At 68.5% G+C, this 18,886-nt stretch carries 21 protein-coding genes; 13 read left to right on the forward strand and 8 right to left on the reverse strand.

Annotated elements, in window-relative coordinates; genetic code table 11:
• Genes AB0E63_RS41930 through AB0E63_RS41960 form a run of 7 tightly spaced genes read left to right on the forward strand, consistent with a single transcriptional unit; the run spans position 1 to position 6,745 of the window.
• Positions 1–819, forward strand: a complete 819-nt coding sequence (locus tag AB0E63_RS41930; protein ID WP_360379114.1) for an amidohydrolase family protein — start codon at positions 1–3, stop codon at positions 817–819.
• A gap of 31 nt (positions 820–850) precedes the next feature.
• Positions 851–1,372, forward strand: a complete 522-nt coding sequence (locus tag AB0E63_RS41935; protein ID WP_360379116.1) for an MSMEG_0572/Sll0783 family nitrogen starvation response protein — start codon at positions 851–853, stop codon at positions 1,370–1,372.
• Between the two features lie 10 nt (positions 1,373–1,382).
• Positions 1,383–2,453, forward strand: a complete 1,071-nt coding sequence (locus AB0E63_RS41940; RefSeq protein WP_360379118.1) for an MSMEG_0568 family radical SAM protein — start codon at positions 1,383–1,385, stop codon at positions 2,451–2,453.
• Positions 2,450–3,835, forward strand: coding sequence for an MSMEG_0567/sll0787 family protein (locus tag AB0E63_RS41945; protein ID WP_360379120.1), 1,386 nt, complete (start codon positions 2,450–2,452; stop codon positions 3,833–3,835). Before AB0E63_RS41940 ends, AB0E63_RS41945 begins: the two co-directional genes overlap by 4 nt.
• Positions 3,832–4,659: a carbon-nitrogen hydrolase family protein gene (locus tag AB0E63_RS41950; protein ID WP_360379122.1), complete on the forward strand. Its 828-nt coding sequence runs from the start codon at positions 3,832–3,834 to the stop codon at positions 4,657–4,659. The genes AB0E63_RS41945 and AB0E63_RS41950 overlap by 4 nt, the downstream gene beginning before the upstream one ends.
• A complete protein-coding gene (locus tag AB0E63_RS41955; protein WP_360379126.1) occupies positions 4,650–5,468 on the forward strand; it encodes a carbon-nitrogen hydrolase family protein in 819 nt (272 codons plus the stop codon). The genes AB0E63_RS41950 and AB0E63_RS41955 overlap by 10 nt, the downstream gene beginning before the upstream one ends.
• The gene (locus AB0E63_RS41960; protein WP_360379129.1) at positions 5,468–6,745 is read left to right on the forward strand and encodes an MSMEG_0565 family glycosyltransferase; all 1,278 of its coding nucleotides are present in this window, start codon (positions 5,468–5,470) and stop codon (positions 6,743–6,745) included. The genes AB0E63_RS41955 and AB0E63_RS41960 overlap by 1 nt, the downstream gene beginning before the upstream one ends.
• Here AB0E63_RS41960 and AB0E63_RS41965 read toward each other — a convergent pair.
• From AB0E63_RS41965 to AB0E63_RS41975, 3 genes are all read right to left on the reverse strand, one after another.
• Complete coding sequence (locus tag AB0E63_RS41965; RefSeq protein ID WP_360379131.1) at positions 6,632–7,087, reverse strand: alpha/beta fold hydrolase; 456 nt, start codon at positions 7,085–7,087, stop codon at positions 6,632–6,634. The genes AB0E63_RS41960 and AB0E63_RS41965 overlap by 114 nt on opposite strands.
• A gap of 183 nt (positions 7,088–7,270) precedes the next feature.
• On the reverse strand, positions 7,271–7,741 hold the full coding sequence (locus tag AB0E63_RS41970) for a hypothetical protein (RefSeq protein ID WP_360379134.1): 471 nt from the start codon (positions 7,739–7,741) through the stop codon (positions 7,271–7,273).
• Complete coding sequence (locus tag AB0E63_RS41975) at positions 7,738–8,163, reverse strand: ester cyclase (RefSeq protein WP_360379137.1); 426 nt, start codon at positions 8,161–8,163, stop codon at positions 7,738–7,740. Before AB0E63_RS41975 ends, AB0E63_RS41970 begins: the two co-directional genes overlap by 4 nt.
• 430 nt (positions 8,164–8,593) lie before the next feature.
• Between AB0E63_RS41975 and AB0E63_RS41980 the strand changes: the two genes are divergently transcribed.
• Both AB0E63_RS41980 and AB0E63_RS41985 read left to right on the forward strand, forming a co-directional pair.
• The gene (locus tag AB0E63_RS41980; protein ID WP_360379139.1) at positions 8,594–9,436 is read left to right on the forward strand and encodes an MBL fold metallo-hydrolase; all 843 of its coding nucleotides are present in this window, start codon (positions 8,594–8,596) and stop codon (positions 9,434–9,436) included.
• 9 nt (positions 9,437–9,445) lie between these two features.
• Positions 9,446–9,595, forward strand: a complete 150-nt coding sequence (locus AB0E63_RS41985) for a hypothetical protein (RefSeq protein WP_360379140.1) — start codon at positions 9,446–9,448, stop codon at positions 9,593–9,595.
• 254 nt (positions 9,596–9,849) lie between these two features.
• Here AB0E63_RS41985 and AB0E63_RS41990 read toward each other — a convergent pair whose 3' ends face one another.
• On the reverse strand, positions 9,850–10,500 hold the full coding sequence (locus AB0E63_RS41990; RefSeq protein ID WP_360379143.1) for an alpha/beta hydrolase: 651 nt from the start codon (positions 10,498–10,500) through the stop codon (positions 9,850–9,852).
• 163 nt (positions 10,501–10,663) lie between these two features.
• Between AB0E63_RS41990 and AB0E63_RS41995 the strand changes: the two genes are divergently transcribed.
• A complete protein-coding gene (locus AB0E63_RS41995; RefSeq protein WP_360379145.1) occupies positions 10,664–11,092 on the forward strand; it encodes a hypothetical protein in 429 nt (142 codons plus the stop codon).
• Between the two features lie 48 nt (positions 11,093–11,140).
• A complete protein-coding gene (locus AB0E63_RS42000; RefSeq protein WP_360379148.1) occupies positions 11,141–13,873 on the forward strand; it encodes an AAA family ATPase in 2,733 nt (910 codons plus the stop codon).
• A 56-nt stretch (positions 13,874–13,929) separates the two neighbouring features.
• On the opposite strand, the gene AB0E63_RS42005 is transcribed toward AB0E63_RS42000, so the two are convergent.
• The 3 genes from AB0E63_RS42005 to AB0E63_RS42015 form a co-directional block, all read right to left on the reverse strand.
• Positions 13,930–14,475 (reverse strand): hypothetical protein, encoded by a 546-nt coding sequence (locus AB0E63_RS42005; RefSeq protein WP_360379151.1) that lies wholly within the window; start codon positions 14,473–14,475, stop codon positions 13,930–13,932.
• Positions 14,476–14,599: 124 nt separating this feature from the next.
• Positions 14,600–14,806: a hypothetical protein gene (locus AB0E63_RS42010; protein WP_360379154.1), complete on the reverse strand. Its 207-nt coding sequence runs from the start codon at positions 14,804–14,806 to the stop codon at positions 14,600–14,602.
• The gene (locus AB0E63_RS42015) at positions 14,803–15,525 is read right to left on the reverse strand and encodes a hypothetical protein (RefSeq protein WP_360379156.1); all 723 of its coding nucleotides are present in this window, start codon (positions 15,523–15,525) and stop codon (positions 14,803–14,805) included. The genes AB0E63_RS42010 and AB0E63_RS42015 overlap by 4 nt, the downstream gene beginning before the upstream one ends.
• Positions 15,526–15,824: 299 nt before the next feature.
• On the opposite strand from AB0E63_RS42015, the gene AB0E63_RS42020 reads away from it, so the two are divergent.
• Both AB0E63_RS42020 and AB0E63_RS42025 read left to right on the forward strand, forming a co-directional pair.
• Positions 15,825–16,715 (forward strand): NAD(P)-dependent oxidoreductase, encoded by an 891-nt coding sequence (locus tag AB0E63_RS42020; protein ID WP_360379159.1) that lies wholly within the window; start codon positions 15,825–15,827, stop codon positions 16,713–16,715.
• Complete coding sequence (locus AB0E63_RS42025) at positions 16,712–18,184, forward strand: MFS transporter (protein ID WP_360379161.1); 1,473 nt, start codon at positions 16,712–16,714, stop codon at positions 18,182–18,184. Before AB0E63_RS42020 ends, AB0E63_RS42025 begins: the two co-directional genes overlap by 4 nt.
• Positions 18,185–18,195: 11 nt before the next feature.
• Here the strand turns inward: AB0E63_RS42025 and AB0E63_RS42030 are convergent, their stop codons facing one another.
• Positions 18,196–18,750 carry a hypothetical protein gene (locus AB0E63_RS42030; RefSeq protein ID WP_360379164.1) on the reverse strand — a complete coding sequence of 185 codons (555 nt, stop codon included), beginning with the start codon at positions 18,748–18,750 and terminating at the stop codon, positions 18,196–18,198.
• Positions 18,751–18,886 lie beyond the last annotated feature (136 nt).

Genomic DNA, 18,886 nt, shown 5'->3' on the forward strand with positions numbered 1-18,886 from the left:
ATGAGAGTGTCCGACGCCCATCGGCACCTAGGCGTCCTGCCCGCATATCCCTTCTACGGCGGGCCTCCGGTGAACCCCGATATCACCGCACGCGCGACCGTGGACGAACTTCTCGCCGACCTCGATGCCGAGCGCACCGACCGCGCGCTGGTGATCCCGAACTACGGTCTTCCGGACGTCGCCATCTCGTTCGCCTTCAACGAACTGGTCATCGAGGCAGCGGCCCGGGACGACCGGATCCGCGCCGGCCTCTGGGTCTCACCGCGGCCGCAGGACGCCGAACTCACCGCCAAAGCTCTCACCCTGGCCACCGAGCCGGGAGTACGGGCGCTCAAGCTGAGCTTCCTGCTCGGCGGTCATCCGACCGACGACGCGGTCCGACCGCAGCTGGACGAGATCTTCGCGACGGCACGGCGGAACGGGCTCGTCGTGCACGTCCACACCTCACCCGGCGCCGCCTCGGACATCGACCACATCGGCCGGCTGGTCGAGACGTACGCCGATGACGTCGCCCTGCACCTGGTCCACTTCGGTGGCGGGATGAGCGGGCACATCAAGCTGATCGGTGCGCGGTTCTTCGACTGGATCGAGACCGGGAAACGCGTCTACACCGATCTGTCCTGGGCGATCGGCTTCGCTCCGGGCTGGCTGGCCGCCGAGATCGAACGCCGCGGCATCGGGCACGACCGGGTGCTGTTCGCCAGTGACCAGCCGTGGGGCGATCACGCCGGCGAGCTGGCCCGGATGCGGGCCGCGATGGGCGACGGCGAACTCGGCGACCTGGTCTTCCACCGCACCTTCGCACACCTCTACGACTGACTCACATCCACACCACACAAGGAGAAACGACATGCCCGAAACGGCCGAACTGACCGATCTCGAGACCAAGAGCCTCGAGGAGATCCCGCATCCCTCGCTGCCGCAGGGCTCCAGCATCTACGGCGGCACCAAGGTGTTCCCGGACTATCAGGCCGAGGACGGCGAGACCTATTTCACCCTGGTGCACGGCATCGCGCACGAGTCCTCGGTCAGCTTCGTCGCCATCCTGCAGGCGACTCGCGCGCAGCGGAAGGGATTCGAGTCCGCGATCTACTTCTACGGCCCCGGTTCGCTGAACTGCCTGGCCACCCGCGGCTTCCCGACCACCGGGAACTCGGCGTTCCCCGGCGAGCACAACATCAACGAGTCGCTGAAGACGTTCATCGCCGAGGGGGGCAAGGTGTACTGCTGCCGGTTCGGACTGTCCCTGCACGGCGCTCGCGAGGAGGACCTGATCGAGGGCGTCATCCCGACCCACCCACTGGACGTCCAGGACGCGCTGATCCACTATGCCCGCAAGGGCGCCATCATCAACTCGACCTACATGTTCTGAGGGGTTGGCGATGAGCGTTGGCACCGAAGAAGCCTTGGCGGTCAGGGCTGAGATGGCCGTGTACGGCGTCCAGGTGGACGCACCCGTCCGACGCAGCAAGGGGGCCGGGCCCAGCGACGACGGACATCTGGTCGTCGACGGTGCCAACGCGACTCTCCCCATCGTTGCTGACAGCCCCTATCAGGTGAAGGACGGCACGGTCTTCCGCAACGGCCTGAACCTGGGGCTGTCGGTCGAGCCGGTCCGCCGGCCGCGCTTCTACGACCTGACCACGGCCGACGGCGTCCCGTACCGTCAGATCGCCCTGCTGCACGGCAAGGACGTCCTCGCCACGACTGTCGTTCAGACCTGCATCCGGTACGACGAGTCGACGCGGTGCCGGTTCTGTTCGATCGAGGAGTCGTTGCGGGCCGGCGCCACCATCGCGGCCAAGACTCCGGCCCAGCTGGCGGAGGTCGCCGAGGCCGCCGTCCGGTTGGACGGTGTCACTCAGATGGTGATGACGACAGGGACGACGACCGGCCGGGATCGGGGTGCCCGCAACCTGGTCCGCTCGGTGGCAGCGGTCCTGACCGCGGTCCCGGGGCTGCCGATCCAGGTCCAGATCGAGCCACCGGGCGACCTGTCCGTGCTGACGGATCTCCGGGAAGCCGGTGCGATCTCGATCGGCATCCACATCGAGTCGCTCGACGACGCCGTACGACGGAAGTGGATGCCGGGGAAGTCGACGGTGAGTCTGGCCGAGTACGAGACGGCGTGGGACGAGGCCGTCCGGGTGTTCGGTCGCAACCGGGTGTCGACGTACCTGCTGATCGGTCTCGGGGAGGACCCGGACGAGCTCGTCGCCGGGGCCGGCCGCTTGATCGACCGGGGTGTGTACCCGTTCGTCGTACCGCTGCGGCCGATGCTCGGCACGCTGGCGCGCGCCGATGGGGTGACGGCGCCGGATCCGGCCGTGGTCCGAGATGTGACGGCCCGGGTCGCGGCCCTGCTGGCCGAGGCCGGCATGCGGGGTGCGGACCAGGGAGCCGGATGTGCCGCGTGTGGTGCCTGCAGCCTGTTGTCGGCGGCCGGCTCATGAGTACGACGGTGGTGCAGACGGCCGGCGTGATGCGGGCGGCCGACGTCCGGGCGTTGCTCGGGGATCCGCCGCCGGCCTTTCTGATCGAGGCGGCGGATGCTGCGGCCCGACGGGCCTATCACCGGCTGCGGCATGTGGCGTTCGTCGAGGAGCAAGCGTTGTTCGACCGGACGGACCTCGACGAACGGGATGCTGATCCGCGCACCGAGGTACTGGTCGCCCGGACGGCTGATGGGACAGTGATCGGCGGGGTCCGCCTCGGTCCGGCAACGGACGGGCCCGACATCGGCTGGTGGCAAGGCGGTCGCTTGGTCGCGACGAGAAGGTCGGGTGTGGGCGCCGCTCTGGTGCGGGCCGCCACTGCCCGGGCCGAGGCCGCAGGTGCCCTACGTTTCGACGCGACGGTGCAGGCCTCCACCTACCGGTTCTTCCAGCGACTGGGTTGGGAGACCGTCAGGCCGGTGACTGTTGCCGCGGCCCCGCACATGTTGATGCGGTGGCCGATCGGCCGCATCGCACAGTTGGCCGAGGCAACCAAGAGCGAGCTGGGCCTTTTGCTGCAAGGGATCGGACCGGCCGGATTCGTCGGTGATGACGGCGCGCCGGTCCCCGGGAGCGACTTGGTGGCTGCCTGTGACGCGATCCTGCCGGCGATGGTCGAGCGGGATCCGGAGTGGGCGGGCTGGTGTTCGGTGCTCGTGAACGTCAACGATCTGGCCGCGATGGGCGCCGTACCGGTCGGACTGCTCGACTCACTCGGCGCTCGGGATGCGTCCTCCGCTGGCCGGGTGCTCAGCGGGCTGAGACGAGCAGCGGCGGCGTACGGCGTACCGATCCTTGGCGGGCACACGCAGTTGGGCGTGCCGGCGGCGTTGAGTGTGACAGCACTCGGGCGAGCGGTGCAGCCGGTGCCGGGAGGTGGTGGGCAACCGGGACAACAGGTGCGACTGACCGCAGACGTCGGCGGGAACTGGCGGCCGGGCTACACGGGTCGGCAGTGGGACTCGACCAGCCACCGGCGACCGGACGAACTGCGCGCAATGCTCACCGTTGTGGGCCAGGCCCGACCAGCGGCAGCCAAGGATGTGTCGATGGCGGGAGTCGTCGGCACGCTCGGGATGCTTGCCGAAGCCTCTGGGTGCGCGGCGGTGCTGGACGTTGCCGACGTACCGAGGCCGGCCGCGGCATCGGTGGGCGACTGGCTGACCTGCTTCCCCGGCTTCGCGATGCTCAGCACTGGTCCGCAGGAGCTGCACGCCGATCCAGCCGTGAGCGCGGTGTGCGGCGAACTGACCACTGGGCAAGGCGTCGCGCTGCGCTGGCCGGATGGTGAGGTCACCGCCGCGCTAACCGGTGCGGTCACCGGGATGGGAGCGGCATGACGCTCAGGATGGCGGCAGTGGCCGCGAACTTCGATCGCGACCTGGAGGGCGACTTCGCTCGCGTCGCGGCTTTGATCGGGCAGGCCCGCGCGGCCGGCGTCAAGCTGCTCGCCCTTCCCGAAGGAACGCTGGGCGGCTACCTGCTCAGTCTCGACGGTACGGCGGAACCGCCGCCGGCGTTCGACGTCGACGGCCCCGAGATCGCCCGTCTCGCGAGGCTTGCCGGCGATCTCGTCGTCACCGCCGGGTACGCCGAAGCCGACGGCGGACTGATCTACAACAGCGCGGTCTGTGTCACCGGTGACGGCGTACTGGGGCATCACCGCAAGGTCCATCAGCCGTTGCACGAGGACGAACACTTCGCGGCCGGCGATCGGTTCGAGGCCTTCGAGACGCCGGTCGGCCGGCTCGGCCTGATGATCTGCTACGACAAGGCGTTCCCGGAGGCCGCGCGGACCCTGGCCCTCGACGGTGCCGAGATCATCGTCTGCTCGTCGGCCTGGCCGGGTGCCAGGACGAACCCGGATCCGGACCTGGCCAAGGATCGGTGGAAGCGGCGGTTCGACCTGTTCGACCAGGCCCGTGCCCTCGAGAACCAGGTGGTCTGGCTGTCCGCCAATCAGTCCGGCACGTTCGGCTCGCTGCGGTTCGTGGCGAGCGCCAAGGTCGTCGACCCTGGTGGCGAGATCCTCGCCGACACCGGGGTGACCGAAGGGATGGCGATCGCCGAGCTCGACGTCGAGCTAGCGCTCGAGCTGGCCCGGCGGTCGATGGGCCACCTGCGGGACCGGCGGCCGGAGACGTACGAACTGGCATGGGTCTGAAGATCGGCGCGGTCGCGGCAGGCTTCACCCGGGATCTGGACTTCGACCTGTCCCGGGTGGAGGCCCTGATCCGCCACGGCCGTCGCGAGGAGGTCCAGCTGCTCGTGCTGCCCGACGCGGCGCTGGGTGGGTACCTCGACGACCTGAGCAGCCCCACACTCGACGACCTTCCACCCGCGCTCGCGCTCGACGATCCCCTGATCTCCAAGGTGATCGCGATGGCCGGTGAGATGGTGGTCTGCTTCGGCTTCTGCGAGGCCGACGGCGGACGGCGGTACAACACCGCGCTGTGCGTCACCGGCGACGGCGTCCTCGGTAAGCATCGCAAGGTGCACCAGCCGCCGGCCGAACGCGCGATCTATGCCGCGGGCAACGGGTTCGCCGCGTTCGACACCCCGGTCGGCAGGCTCGGGATGATGATCGACTACGACAAGACCTTCCCGGAGGCGGCCCGGGCGCTCGCGGTGGACGACGCCGAGGTTATCGCCTGCCTGTGCGCCTGGCCGACCAGCATTACCAACCGGGCGCCACGGATGAACGAGGACCGCCAGTCCCGGCTGTTCGACCTCTACGACCGGTCCCGCGCCGCCGAGAACCAGGTCGTGCTGGTCTCGTCGAACCTGACCGGCTCGATCGGCGGCCTCCGATTCCTCGGCCAGTCCAAGGTGGTCGGCCCCGGTGGTGACATCGTCGCGCGGACGTGGTCCAAGGCCGGGATCGCGATCGCCGACCTCGACGTCCGCGCCGAGATCGAGATCGCCCGCCGGGTCCTGCACCACCTCGACGAGCGCCGTCCAGGGGTCTACTGATGCGAGTCGCGCTGCTCACCTACTCGACCAAGCCGCGCGGTGGCGTCGTACACACGCTGTACCTGGCCGAGGCTCTGGCAGCGGCCGGCGCCGACGTGTCCGTGTGGTCGCTCGCCCGCGGTGGTGACGAGGGCTTCTTCCGCCCGGTCGATCCACGGGTGCAGGTCTGCCTCGTGCCGTTTCCCGATCGTCCGGGCGAGGAGGTCGGAGCACGGATACTGCGGTCGATCGCCGTACTGCGGGAGGCCTTCGACGGATCGCAGTACGACGTCGTGCACGCGCAGGACTGCATCAGCGCCAACGCGGCCGGCCGGTGCATCCGGACGGTGCATCACCTCGACCAGTTCAGCACGCCGGCACTGGCGGCCTGCCACGAGCGCGCGATCGTCGAGCCGTACGCGCATGTCTGCGTGTCCACCGCTGTCGCCGCCGAACTGCGGGCCGATTGGGGGCTCACGGCAACGGTCATCCCGAACGGGGTGGACGCCGCCCGCTTCGCGGCAGCGGCCGGGGAGGAGCCGATCGCCGCAGCGGCACGGGACAGGTGGCGCTCCCGGCTCGGACGCTACGTCCTCACGGTCGGTGGGATCGAACCCCGGAAGGGCTCGCTCGACCTGCTCGAGGCGGCCGCGCGCCTCGACGGGATGCCGTTGGTGATCGCCGGTGGCGAGACCCTGTTCGACTACCGCTCCTACCGCGCCAAGTGGGAAGCCCGTGCCGCGGAACTCGACCTCGCACCACTCGTTCTCGGGCCGGTCGACGACGCCCAACTGCCGAGTCTGGTGGCGGGCGCCGAGGTCTTCGCTTTCCCTTCTGTCAAAGAGGGTTTCGGCCTCGCCCCGATGGAGGCACTCGCCGCCGGCATCCCGGTCGTCGTCTCCGACCTGCCGGTGTTCCGCGAGATCTTCGGCGATGCGGCGACGTACGCGACCGGTCCCGAGTCACTCGCAACAGCGATTCGCGCGGCCCGAGGAGACCTCAGCCGAAAGGATCTCGGGCGCGCGGTCGCGGCCGGCTACACCTGGGACGCGGCCGCAGAGGCACACCTCGCGCTCTACTCCGCCTACCGGCCGAGTGAGCCTGGTCGCAGGCATCGACCTGCGGCCGACGGCGGGTCCGGCGATTGCCTCGCTCAGTTGACAGCCGGACCCGCGACCAGCGACCTACAGCGACTCCGCAGCCTCGCGGATGATGTCGATGGCGGCCTTCGGCTGCGACAGCATCGGGACGTGGCTGGAGTCCAGCTCGAAGGTCTTGGCCCCCATCCGCTTGGCTGAGTCGCGCTCGAGCTGAGGCTGTACGGTCTGGTCGTTCGCGCCGACGATGGCCCAGCTCGGCTTCGTCCGCCACGCGGTGCCGTCGACCTTCTGGTCGAACAGGTCCGGAATCGGCGGCATCGCCGTGGCCCACATCAGCGCCTGCTCAGCTTCCGGAAGGTCGCCGGCGAAGAACGGCACGCCCGACTTCAGGAGCCAGATCCGGTTCTCGGCCACCTCGATGTGCCCGAAGATCGGAGTCTTGGTGTCCTGCGCTCTGTGGGCTTGCGTGCCGGCGCTTTGCGGGCGGCTCGGACCGTCGTACGACGCGTGGACGGACAGGGGCGAGCTGGGTCGGGTCACCGTTCTCGTCGGCGACGCCGAAGCCGACGTGGCGCAGCGCGCTGCTCAGTTGGCCAGCGGCGCCGGGGTTTCCCGAGTGCGATTGCTGGGTTCTAGGTAGTCAGGGCAGCGGCGACGCGGCGGTCGGGTCGAGCAGCAGTTCCTCGACGTTGAGGATATTGCTGACGTAAGCGGAGTGCCGGGTCAGCTGATGAGGCTTACGCCCAGGGCGAGGACGGCCAGGCCCTGCAGGACGGCTCTGGGGACGATGATGCGGTCCCAGTCCCGTTGCAGGGTGCGAGCGTTGGCGGGAGTTTCGTGGGCTTCGGCGGCCGCGGTGAGTCTGCGGTTGATGGGTGCGCTGATGCGCAGGTAGAGCAACACCCAGACCACCAGCAGCAGAAATGCTGTTCCCGCGGCCGCTGATCCGGCGGGGTGGCCGGCCGCCGCGGCGAGCACGGATGCGGTGGCGGCGGCGATGATGCCGAGGATTCCGGGAGCGGGCATTCGCCGGTCGCCGAATCGGTGCACGTTGCCCATGATCGCGGTGAGGGTGGTGTCATCGACTCGCGCGAGTGCGGATCGTTGAACGAGCGCGCAGAAGGCATCGGTGCCGTAGACAATCCCCGTACTGACGATCGCCAAGAGCGCGGCGAGTTGCGAGACCAGTGTCATGCCTGGGCCGCGGCGCCGAGCGGCGGTAGGGCGCCGATCTGCTGGAACATCTGCATCAGGTTCAGTTCGTCCCAGTGCTCGACGAACATGCCGTTCTGGACGCGCCAGATGTCGATGCTGCGCATCTCGACGGGTTTGCCGCCACCGGGGATGCCCAGGAAATCCCCGGTGTGGGTGCCGCGGTAGATGAAGCGGCCCACGACGCGGTCACCGGAGATGATCAGGTCTTCCATCGTGACGCTCACGTCGGGCAGGCCGGTGAAGAACGCGGTCCAGAACTGGCGATTGGCCTCGCGTCCGTCGGCGACGAAGTCGTTGTGGTTGATGTAGTCCTCGGCGACGAATCGGTCCACCAGGTCCGGCATATGGGTGTTGAGCATCTCGAGGTAGAGGTCGGCGAGCTGGTGTTCTGGTGTGGTCATGTCGGTCTCCTCATGGGGGTTAGCACTGCTAGCGCTAGCAACGCTAACCAATAGCAGTGCTCTCGTCAATAGCGATGCTAGAATATCTAGCGATGCTACATCCGTATGGCTATCGCGAATCGCCGGCAGCGCGAGCGCATCGCCCGTCGGCAGCTCAGCCGTCGCACTGGAGGGCTTCGGCGAGCTCGCCGAGACGCTGCGCCCGCGAATCACCGGAATCCGTAGCCGCCGCTGTCAGGTCGTGGACTACGGAAACTCCCGATGCGAGGGCCGGGTGGGTCGACCTACGTTGTCGACGATCTACAGATCACAACTACGGTCAACCATCCAGGAGGTAGTCAGGCGGCCCGGCCGGCATCACGTGTTCGGGTGATGGTGGAGGTGGGGTGGGCTGGTCATGCTTCCGGTGAGTGGTGAGGGAGGAGAACGGATGCTTGGGTTGCGGGTGTTTCTGAGTCCGTACAAGCCGTTCAACGATGCCTCGAAGAGCTGGGATCCGAGCGAGCAGCCGACGTGGCCGGCCAGCACCGTGACCTTGATCGAGGGCGATCACGATGCGGTCCTGGTCGATGGATTGATGACGCTGGCCGAGGGCGAGCAAGTGCTGGCGTGGATTCGCGGGACCGGCAGGCGGTTGGTCGCCGCGTACGTCACCCACGGCCACGCCGACCACGTCTTCGGCCTCGAGCCGGTACTCACGGCATTTCCCGAGGCTCAGCTGGTGACGCTTGCCGAGATCGCGCCGGCCGTGGCGGGGCAGACCGACGAGAAACTGCTGGCGTTATGGAACTCGTACTTCCCCGGACAGCTCTCCGCGCATCCAAGGCTGCCCGTTGCGATGTCGGGTGATCGGCTGGAGCTCGAAGGGCAGGTGATCGAGTGCGTGCTGCTCGGACGGAGCGACGTCGAGATGTCGAGCGTCGTCCACGTGCCCGAGCTGGCCGCGGTCGTGGCCGGCGATGTCGCCTACAACCGGGTGCACATGTGGCTGGCCGGATCCGACCCGAAGACGCGCGCCGCGTGGATCGATTCGCTTGACGCCATCGAGGAACTGCACCCACAGTCGGTGATCGCCGGCCACAAGGATCCCGGCACTCCTGATGACGACGCGGCCCGGATCCTGGACGAGTCCCGCCGGTACATCCGCGATTTCGACGACGTCGTCGCGGGAAGCGAGTCCGCCCCAGAGATCGTGGCGAAAATGTTCGCCAAATACCCCACTTGGGGAAACCCGTACACGCTGACGTACGCCGCCGACACCCAGCGCCCCTAGGTGGACCGCATGACAGTCACCTACGTCGACACCCCAACCAAGCGGATCACGGCGAACAACGAGATCGAGTACGCATACCGCGACACCGGCGACGGCCCGGTACCGCTGGTACTGCTGCAGCACTTCCGCGGAACCTGGACAACTGGGACCCCGCCCTGATCGACGCGCTCGCCGCCGGTCGGCGAGTCGTCACCTTCGACAACACCGGCGTTGGCGCGTCCAGCGGGACCACACCGGGCACTGCAGGGTGCCGCCGGCATGCACGGCTGGGCGCCGGACGTCATCGGCGCCGTCGGCCAGCCGCCACCCAACCCTGCCGGGGTGCTGGGCGTCTTCTTCGCCAACTCGGACACCAGCCGCCAGGCCGGGATCGGGGTTCCTCTTCCAGCACCACATCGAGTTCGCCGCGGACGTCAACGCCTTCCTGACCGAATCTGCTCAGTGATCCACGTCGCCGCCAGCGTCGGCCAGATCGACGCATCCTGAGCGCCTTCGGCCAGGCCGAGGCTGTGCGGCCCGTGCGCGAACACATGCACGGTGTGCGGTACGTCGTGCCGCGCCAAGGCAGCCGCGAAGCGGTAGGTGTGCTCGGGCGCTACCCAGATGTCCTCCGCGGTGTGCCAGAGGAAGAACGGCGGCGCTGAGCCGTCGACCAGCGCGTCCAGCGACGTCTCGCGGCGCAACTCCGGCGAGGCGTCCTCTCCGAGCAGGATGAGCCGAGCCGGCCGGTACGTCTCGGTTTCCATCGAGGTGATCGGATAGCCGAGTACGGCGAAGTCGACCGACTCGGCCGGATCACCACCCGGCGCCAGCGCAGCCAGTCCGGCCAGATGACCGCCGGCTGAGAAGCCAACCAGCCCGATCCCATCCGCTCCGGCCAGTCGTCGGCGCCGGATCTCGGCGCGTAGGGCTTCGAGCGGCGCCGGGTGGCGCACCTCGAGCGGATAGCGGAAGACGCTGGACTCCAGGCCGAGATCGGCGAGCCACTCGGCGATCGGCTCGGCCTCGTGCGGTGCGTGTGCGGCGTACCCACCGCCCGGAAGGACGATCACATGAACGGTCATCTTCCGCCTCCTTCGTGTCGCGCAGCCGTCATGCAACGCGAGTTCGCCGTACCAGGGCATCGCGCAAACAGATGAGGTTTCCTCTCACGCATTCGGGTGATGGTCCGGGGCCGGGCAGGAATGCTTGGCTCGGGCGACGGAACGACCCGAAGGAGTTACAGACATGCCGATGATCGACGTCTACGCGGCCGCCGGAACGTTCGGCGACAAGCATCAGCTCGCGGTCGACCTCGCGACCAAACTGATGACGATCGAGGAGGTCCCGAACATCCCGATGTTCCGGCAGAACACCGCCGCGTTCGTCCATGAACTGGACGCGGACAGTCTCTCGAACGTCGACGGAGACAACACCTACGTCCGCGTCCAGGTGCTCACCAACTCCGGCGCGCTCGACCGCGCCAAGCAGCTCGCGGTGGTCGCCGAGCTGACCAAGATCGTGTCCGACGCCGCCGGCGACCCGAGCCTCACAGAGCGGACCTGGGTGCTACTCACCGAGGCCCCCGACGGCGGCTGGGGTCTCGCCGGGCACGCCAACACCAACGAGGAACTGGTCGCCGCCGCCCGCGCCCAGATCGCGCAACTCCGCAACTGACGCCGAATGAGGTCTACTGGCAGGGACAGGTGCTGAAGTGGGAGGGCGATGGTCGAGACGCGGCCGCTGCGCGGACGCAGTGAAGCACTGGGCCAAGCGCTCGGTGCGGTGCGACATGTCCGCGCGACCGGGTCGTCCGGCGTCGTACTCGTCACTGGAGCGGCCGGCATCGGCAAGACTGCCCTGCTCACCGAGATCTGCCGCCAAGCCGCGGGCCGGCGATTCCGGGTCACGCTGACCAAGTGTGACGAGATCGAGCAGGTCTCCCCCGGCGCTCCGGTCATCGCCGCGCTGCGCTCCGGTCGCGACCCGCTGATCTCGGCCGACGACTTCGAGGAGCTCGGTCGTTCCCAGCCGCTGATCCTGGCCGACCGGATCGCCGCGCACCTGGAGAAGGCCGCCGCGACCGCCCCGCTCGTGATCGCGATCGACGACTTCCACTGGGCCGACCGGGTCAGCCTGTTCCTGCTCCGGACACTGATCCCACGCTTGGTCGGCTTGCCCGTGCTCTGGATCCTCACCAGCCGTGACCGGAGGCTCGAACAGCAACTGTCGACAGTTGAGCACGTCCGCTTCAGCCACCTCGCGCTCCCGCCGCTCACGGACACGGACTTGGCGGCGATGGCGCACGACCGGCTCGGCCGGATGCCGAACCGGCACACGGTGAACCTGCTGACGGCCTCCAACGGCAACCCGTTCCTCGCCGTACAGATCATCGACGGAGTCGGCAGGACCCCGGAGGCCGAGCTACCGGCTGAGTTCACGGCGGCGATCCGTCGCCGGCTGGCCGAGCTCGACGATCCGGTACGACGGGTCGTCGAGCTGCTCGCGGTTGCCGGTCGCCCGGTGCCGTACGCCGATCTCGCCAACCTCCAACCCCGCCTGAGATCAGCGGCGCTCGACCTGCTGGTCACGGCTGCAGTGACGAGTGGGCTCCTTGCGGAAACAGACGCGTCGTTGGTGTTCAAGCACGATCTGATCCGCGAGACCGTCTATGCGACGATCGCCGGCCGGACGGCCCGCGAGCTTCACCGACGCATCGCGGACTACCTCCTGACGACAGGGCAACCGGTGCTTGCGGCATCGCACGTCAAGGCCGCCGCGATCCCGGGCGACCTCGGCAGCGCCGAGATCCTCGTCTCCGCCGCCGAGCTGTTGTCATCGACCAGCCCGGAAGACGCCGGCGAACTGGCGATGACCGCCTTCGAGACCTTGCGGCCCGTTCACGAGCAATGGCTCGGCATCGGGCAACGCAGTCTGGCGGTGCTGGCTCGGGCACAGCGTGTCTCGGAGACACTCAAGGTCGCCGATCAGCTGCTTGCCCGCGCCGACGATGCCGACCTGATCGGGCGGATCGAGACCATCACCGCCCGCGCCCTGTGGCTGGGCGGCCGAGTCGTCGAGCTCGACGAGCGCTGCGGCCGCGTACTGCGACTGCCCGGGCTCACACCGTCGATCGCGGCACGACTCACCTCGGCGCAGGCTCTCGCTCGGACCCGGATGCTTCCCGGTGCGGAGGCTGCCGAGGGTGCCCTGACCGCGCTGGCAGCGGCTCGTGCGGTCGACGATCCGGAAGCGATCACGCTCGCGCTGCAAGCCTCTGGGGAGGCGGCCAAGAACGAGGGCCGACACCACGCGAGTCTGCGGCATTTCCGTGACCTGCGGCCGCTGCTCGGTACGTCGTACCTCGCCGAGGAGATCGTCTCGCTGCAGCTCCTGGACCGCTACGAGCACGCGCAGATCCTGCTCGACCAGGCACGCCGGGACACCGAGTCGGCCATCGAAACCGGACTACCCGCGCTGGCCTACGCGCAGGTCTGGCAGGACTTCAACCTCGGCCGGCTGGACGACGCCGATGCGGGCGCCCGTGGACTGATCGAGCTGGGTCAACAGCTCGGTACGAACGTCCACGCGCTCGAGGCGATGATGATCCACAGCGCAGTCCTGCTCTCGCGGGGCGAGTACGACGCGGCGAGCCGGCAGATTGCGGAGGCGGCCGGACTGACCGTAACGGACGAGCATTTCCGTGATCCCGCCGTACCACTGATGAAGGGCTGGCTCGCCGCGACCGAAGGTGACCTCGACCGTGCGACGGCCATCCTCGGCCCGCTGCTCGCGACGGCGGCGGAGTCGCGCACGTTCTGGCCGTGGTGGCCCGGGTGGACCGCGGTGTTCTACGAGATCGGGACCGCGGCCGGTGACGAGAACTTCGCCCGGGAGGCGGTCGACCTCGCCGAGCTCGGCGCCGAACGCAACCCCGGCGTCACCAGCTTCGAGGGTCTCGCCCTCAATCTGCGAGGCCGGGCCGGGAACGACCTCGCGCTGATCGCTCACTCTGCCGAAGTGCTTGCCTCAAGCCCCCGACCGGCTTTGCAGGCTGTCGGCGCGTCGTCGTACGGCAACGCCCTGCTCGGGTGCGGCGATCGAGAAGCCGGTCTGATCCAGCTCGACCGGGCCTGGGACGTGTACGACGGGATGGGCGACCGAGTCGGCAGTGACGGGATCCAGGCCGCTATGCGCCGCGCGGGCGCCCGGCGTACGAAATGGGATCGGGCGACCGCGCGCCCGACGACCGGCTGGGAATCCCTGACCGACGCCGAGCGACGCGTCGCACAGCTCATCGCCTCCGGCCACACCAACAAGTCAGCCGCCGCGGCCCTCGGCATCTCCGTCAACACCGTCGGCACCCACCTGCGCGCTGTCTTCGCCAAGCTCGACGTCCAGTCGCGCGTACAGCTCGCGAACACCGTCCACGCAGTAGATGTCCAGGTCAGCTCCTGACACCCCTCACCACTCGTCGAGCCGCAGTTGTCAGCGCACCACGGCGAGACGACACCTCAGTGCCGGTTGTCCGGCGCGAGCAGTTTGACGGTGTGGGGAAGGACCAGCCCGGCGGATGCCAGGTCGTGCAAGAGCACCCGTAGTTGCGACCTGCCGTAGGCGCCTACCGGTGGCCGGTTCGGATGCGGTACGCCGATCGCCCGCGCTGCCTGAATCGCGCGGTCGGCGATTCTCTTCTCGAGCCACCGCAGTCGCCCGGCAGGCGCCACCCTGTCCGTCGACCGGAGCAGTTCGTCATGCTCCCAGAGCAGTTGCCGAAGCGCCGCGGCAATCTCCTCGATCGGTGGACCGGCCGGCTGCGACATCGCTGTGAGGCGCCGATTCCGTACCGCCCGCCGTACAGCCCTCGCACCGTCGAAGGCCGCGTAGCCGATGATCGCGACAAGCGGCGCGGCGGACGCCATGCGAAGCGAGGGGTGGTGACCACCGATCAGGAGCAGGATGAGCCAAGCGACACCGAGCCCTGCGGCCAGCGGCATCCTGATGCGCAACAGCACGGCGACCAGGCGCCGACGGTCCGCGCGACCTCGCCCACGCTTCATCCTCATCCTCCGGTCCAGCAGGCTACGAAGCTCAGCATCGCCTACCGAACGCGCACCCATCGCCCCGGCCAGCCTCCACTCTGCCTTCCAGCCAGCAGGCACACGGCACCGTTGCGGGTCCTAGTCACCGTCCAGTTCGACGAAGGTTCAGGCCGGTGACTGCCACGGCCGCCAGCGGTGTCAGCCACCAGACCCCGACGTCCACCAGGTGCAGGAGCCACGTGACGACCAAGGTGGCCGCAACGGTCGCGGCGACGGTCCAGTCGTCGCCGATGATGAAGCCGTACCAGAACCGGCCGAAGGCTCGGAGCCAACGAGCGAGCGCACTCACGGGGTCACCTCCGTGGTTGCCAGCCGGCGTCGGCGCAGCAGTACGACGTACGCCGCGGCGGCGAGACCGTACCAGGCGACCAGGCCGAGGATCGCCGCGTCATCGGAGGGCCAGGCGATCCCGAGACTCTGCACAGCCCAGAACGTCCCGAAGCTCGAGAGCAGTGTTCCCACCAGCAACTGCAGTGCGCTGCGTGGGATGCGCTGGACCAGTCGTCGTGCCAACAGCCCAGCGCCGGCGACGACCACGAACGCCGCAGCCGCTCCGAGCGCGGCGCTGCTCAATGCCTGTGCGGTGAGGCCGAAACTGACCACGATGAAGGCGATCTCCAGGCCCTCCAGCAGGACGCCTTTGAAGGAAAGCACGAAAGCGGTCCAGTCCACGCCGCGGGTGGCGACACCCTCCTCGGAGGCCGGCCGCCCACCCATTCCACGCAAGCCACTGGCGGCCACCCTGCGTATCCCCTTGCGGTACCACTGCAGGCCGAAGATCACCAGCAGTGAGCCGATCACGAGCCGGAGGGTGTTGAGCGGTACGGCGCGCAGCGCCGTACCGAAGACCGTGACCAGCAACGCGAGCACGACCAGCCCGACGCCGGCACCGAGCCAGGTGGAACGCCATCCTCGCACGCTGCCCACGCCCACCACGATGATCACCATCTCGATGACCTCGACGGCTGCGGCCAGGAACGTGGTGACGAACACCGATGTCGGGCTCATATCGGCAGCCCCCCGCACCGGGATCGCGCTTCACGCCGCCTGGTGGTCAGTCCCTGCGCCATCGCGCACCTCCGGTCGTCGAGTCCCCCTGAGCATCGTGCCACCGTGGCACGGCGTCATCCTGGCTGGCACTGTCCGGGTCCTGGCAACCAGACCGAGGACAGGCTTACCGGAAGGGGGACCGCCCACTAGCAGGTACGAAGCATTGCCGCTGACCGCGATGCCGTCGGAGGCCACAGACGCGACGCTGGACAGGCCCGGCATCAGCGGGTACGACGGCTACAAGCGGAGATGACCAAATGGCGACATCAGCGCTCCCCACCATCGGATTTGTCGGCCTCGGACACATGGGTAGTGCGATGGCCGACCGTCTGCTCGACGCGGGCTACTCCCTTCACGGCATGAGCCGCACCCGCGAGCGGGCCGAACCGCTGATTGCCCGTGGTCTCGAGTGGCACAGCACACCGCGCGACGTGGCCGGCGCGGCGGACGTCGTACTGAGCTCCCTCCCCGACGACGGCGCGCTCGACGTGGTCGCCTCTGGACCGGAAGGCATTCTCGCCGGCCTGACACCGGGGAAAGTCTGGGTCGACCTCAGCACCGTCAGCCCGGCCGCGAGCGCCGCTCTGGCGCACCGGGTCCAGGCACAGGACGCCCGCTTGCTCGACGCGCCCGTGTCCGGCAGCGTTCCACAGGTGCGGTCCGGGACGCTGACGATCATGGTCGGTGGCGACGAGAGGTCGTACGCGCGGGTCGAACCGATCCTGCGGGTGCTCGGCAAGCCGACCCACGTCGGCGCGAACGGCCAGGGATTGGCTCTCAAGCTCGCGATCAACATCAGCCTCGCCGTACAGATTCTGGCGCTCTCCGAGGGGCTGCTGCTCGCCGACAGGTCCGGCATCGACCGCAAACTCGCGGTTCAGGTGATGACCGAGAGCGCGATCGGCTCGCCGATGCTGAAGGCCCGTGTGCCGCTCCTGCTCCAGTTGCCCGACGAAGCCTGGTTCGAGATCCGCCTGATGCGGAAGGACCTCGACCTGGCTCTCGACCTTGGCCGGGGCCTGGGAGTCCCGTTGCCGAGCACGATCAGCGCCGACGAGGTACTGGCGGTAGCCCGCACGCTCGGATTCGAGCGGCGTGACATCGCCGCGGTCTTCGCTGTCCTCGATCAACTGGCCAGTGACCGATGAGCGCCGTGGACCGCGTCCGCGACGCGATGGGGAGCTCCCCTGCAGCGGGCAATCCGATGCGCTGGCGGACGTTGGCAGTCAGCCAGCTCGCAGCATTCATGGCATTGCTCGACGTCAGCATCGTCAACGTGGCGCTGCCATCCATCGAACGAGGGCTCGGCGTGTCGGCGGGAACCGCGCAGTGGGTGGTGTCCGGGTACGCGCTGAGCTTCGGCCTGGCGCTCGTACCGGCCGGCAGACTCGGCGACGCACTTGGTCGGCGCCGGATGTTCCTGATCGCGCTTGGAGCGTTCGTGCTGACCAGCGCTCTCACCGGTGCGGCGCCAACCATTGGTCTGCTGATTGCCGCGCGGCTGCTGCAAGGCGTCGCCGGCGGCATGCTACTGCCGCAGAACTCCGGCCTGATCCAGGAGCTGTTCCAGGGAGCCGAACGGGGCAAGGCGTTCGGCATCCTCGGCGCCACGGTCGGAGTGGCCACAGCGACCGGTCCGGTAGTCGGCGGGCTGATCCTCACCTTGATTGCCGGGCCGGATGCCTGGCGCTGGGTGTTCTACGTCAATGTGCCGATCGGTCTGCTCGCCCTGTTCCTCGCCGCGCGATGGGTTCCGGCGCGTTCGGGAGGTGGCCGCCGCGACGCCCATCTTGATCTGATCGGGTCGCTGTTGCTCGGCGGAGGCGTGCTGTGCCTGCTGCTCCCGGCGGTGGATGCCGAGAGCAACGGTTTGAGCCAGGACTGGTGGCTGCTCATCGCAGCTGTCGTGCTGCTCACCGCGTTCGCCCGGTGGGAGCTCCACACCGTTCACCGAAAGCGGGAGCCAGTGCTCGACCCACGGCTGGCGCACACCTCCGGCTTTGCCGCCGGCTCGGTCATCGGCTTGGTCTACTTCGTCGGTTTCACCGGCATCTGGCTCGTGCTCGCACTGTACTTCCAGGATGGCGTCGGCTACTCGCCGCTGCGCTCCGGCTTGGCAGTGACTCCGTTCGCGATCGGGGTCGCGGTTTCCGCGGCGATCGCGGGCCGCTTGGTGTCAAGGGTCGGCCGTCTGCTGACCGTGGCAGGTCTGACCGCGACCATTGCGGGGCTGGTGGCCACGGCGCTCCTGCTTCGGCACGTCGGTGGCGACGCCGCGGCGTGGGCGGCGGCCGGTCCCCTACTGATTGCCGGACTCGGCGGCGGCATGGTCACCTCACCGAACGTCACGCTGTCCCTGCAACACGTCCCCGTACGGATGGCCGGCGCGGCAGGTGGCGCCTTGCAGACAGCTCAGCGGATCGGCTCGGCGATCGGCACCGCCGTACTGGCGACAATCTTCTACCGCGTCCTCATGAGCTCTGCGCGTGACTATCCGACGGCGGTGTCCGACGCGCTCCTGAGTGCCTCCGCGCTCATGCTCCTCGCCCTGCTGATAGCCATCGTCGACCTCATCCGGCACCGGCCACCTGTTGGCGATCGCCTCCGTGACAGGTAACGCCGGCTGAGTCAGGCCGCACCGGGGAACTGTGAGGGTGTGACGACCGCGTAGACGTGGTGGAATCCGACGATGTCGATCTTGCCGTTGAGGAAGGCCTGCTTGTTGATTCGGTCCACGGTCGCATAGCCGGGTTCATACACAAGCAGGCCGGCACCGTCGGTGCCGATCAGCAGGATGTAGTGCTTTGGGATCCAGTCGCCGATCAGTACAGGTACCGGCTGGCCGCTACCGGCGGCCTCGACCGCGTCCGCCAATGCCGACTTACCACCGGTCCCCGTGTTCAATCGCGGCTCGTACTGGCCTCCCAGTGCGTCGGCGTGCCGGCTCAGTTCGCTACTCACTCCGCCTGGTGTCGAGCCGAGCCGCTGCGGCCAGAAGCGGTTGGTCGCGGCGTGGATGCGATGTTCCTCGGCGGTCAGCCGCGCCTGGAACTGTTCCGGTCTCGCATCCGCCCGATCGTCGCTGTCACCGGTCGTGAGGTAGAGCACGTACAGCGGGTCTGTCATCGCCCGCGCCATCAGGACCGTCATCGACCCGCAGGTCGTGTCGTCGGTCTGTTCCACGGGAGAGGATCGGTACATCACCGAGCCAGACCCTTCCGGATTGGGCTTGCCCCGTCTCGACGGACAGGGTTGATGTGAGGTGGTCAGGCTATCTGCTCGGCGGTGACCATGATGGTGGATTCGTACTGCGTTGGGC

This window comes from Kribbella sp. NPDC026596 (assembly GCF_040638415.1).
In the GTDB taxonomy this organism is placed as follows: domain Bacteria; phylum Actinomycetota; class Actinomycetes; order Propionibacteriales; family Kribbellaceae; genus Kribbella.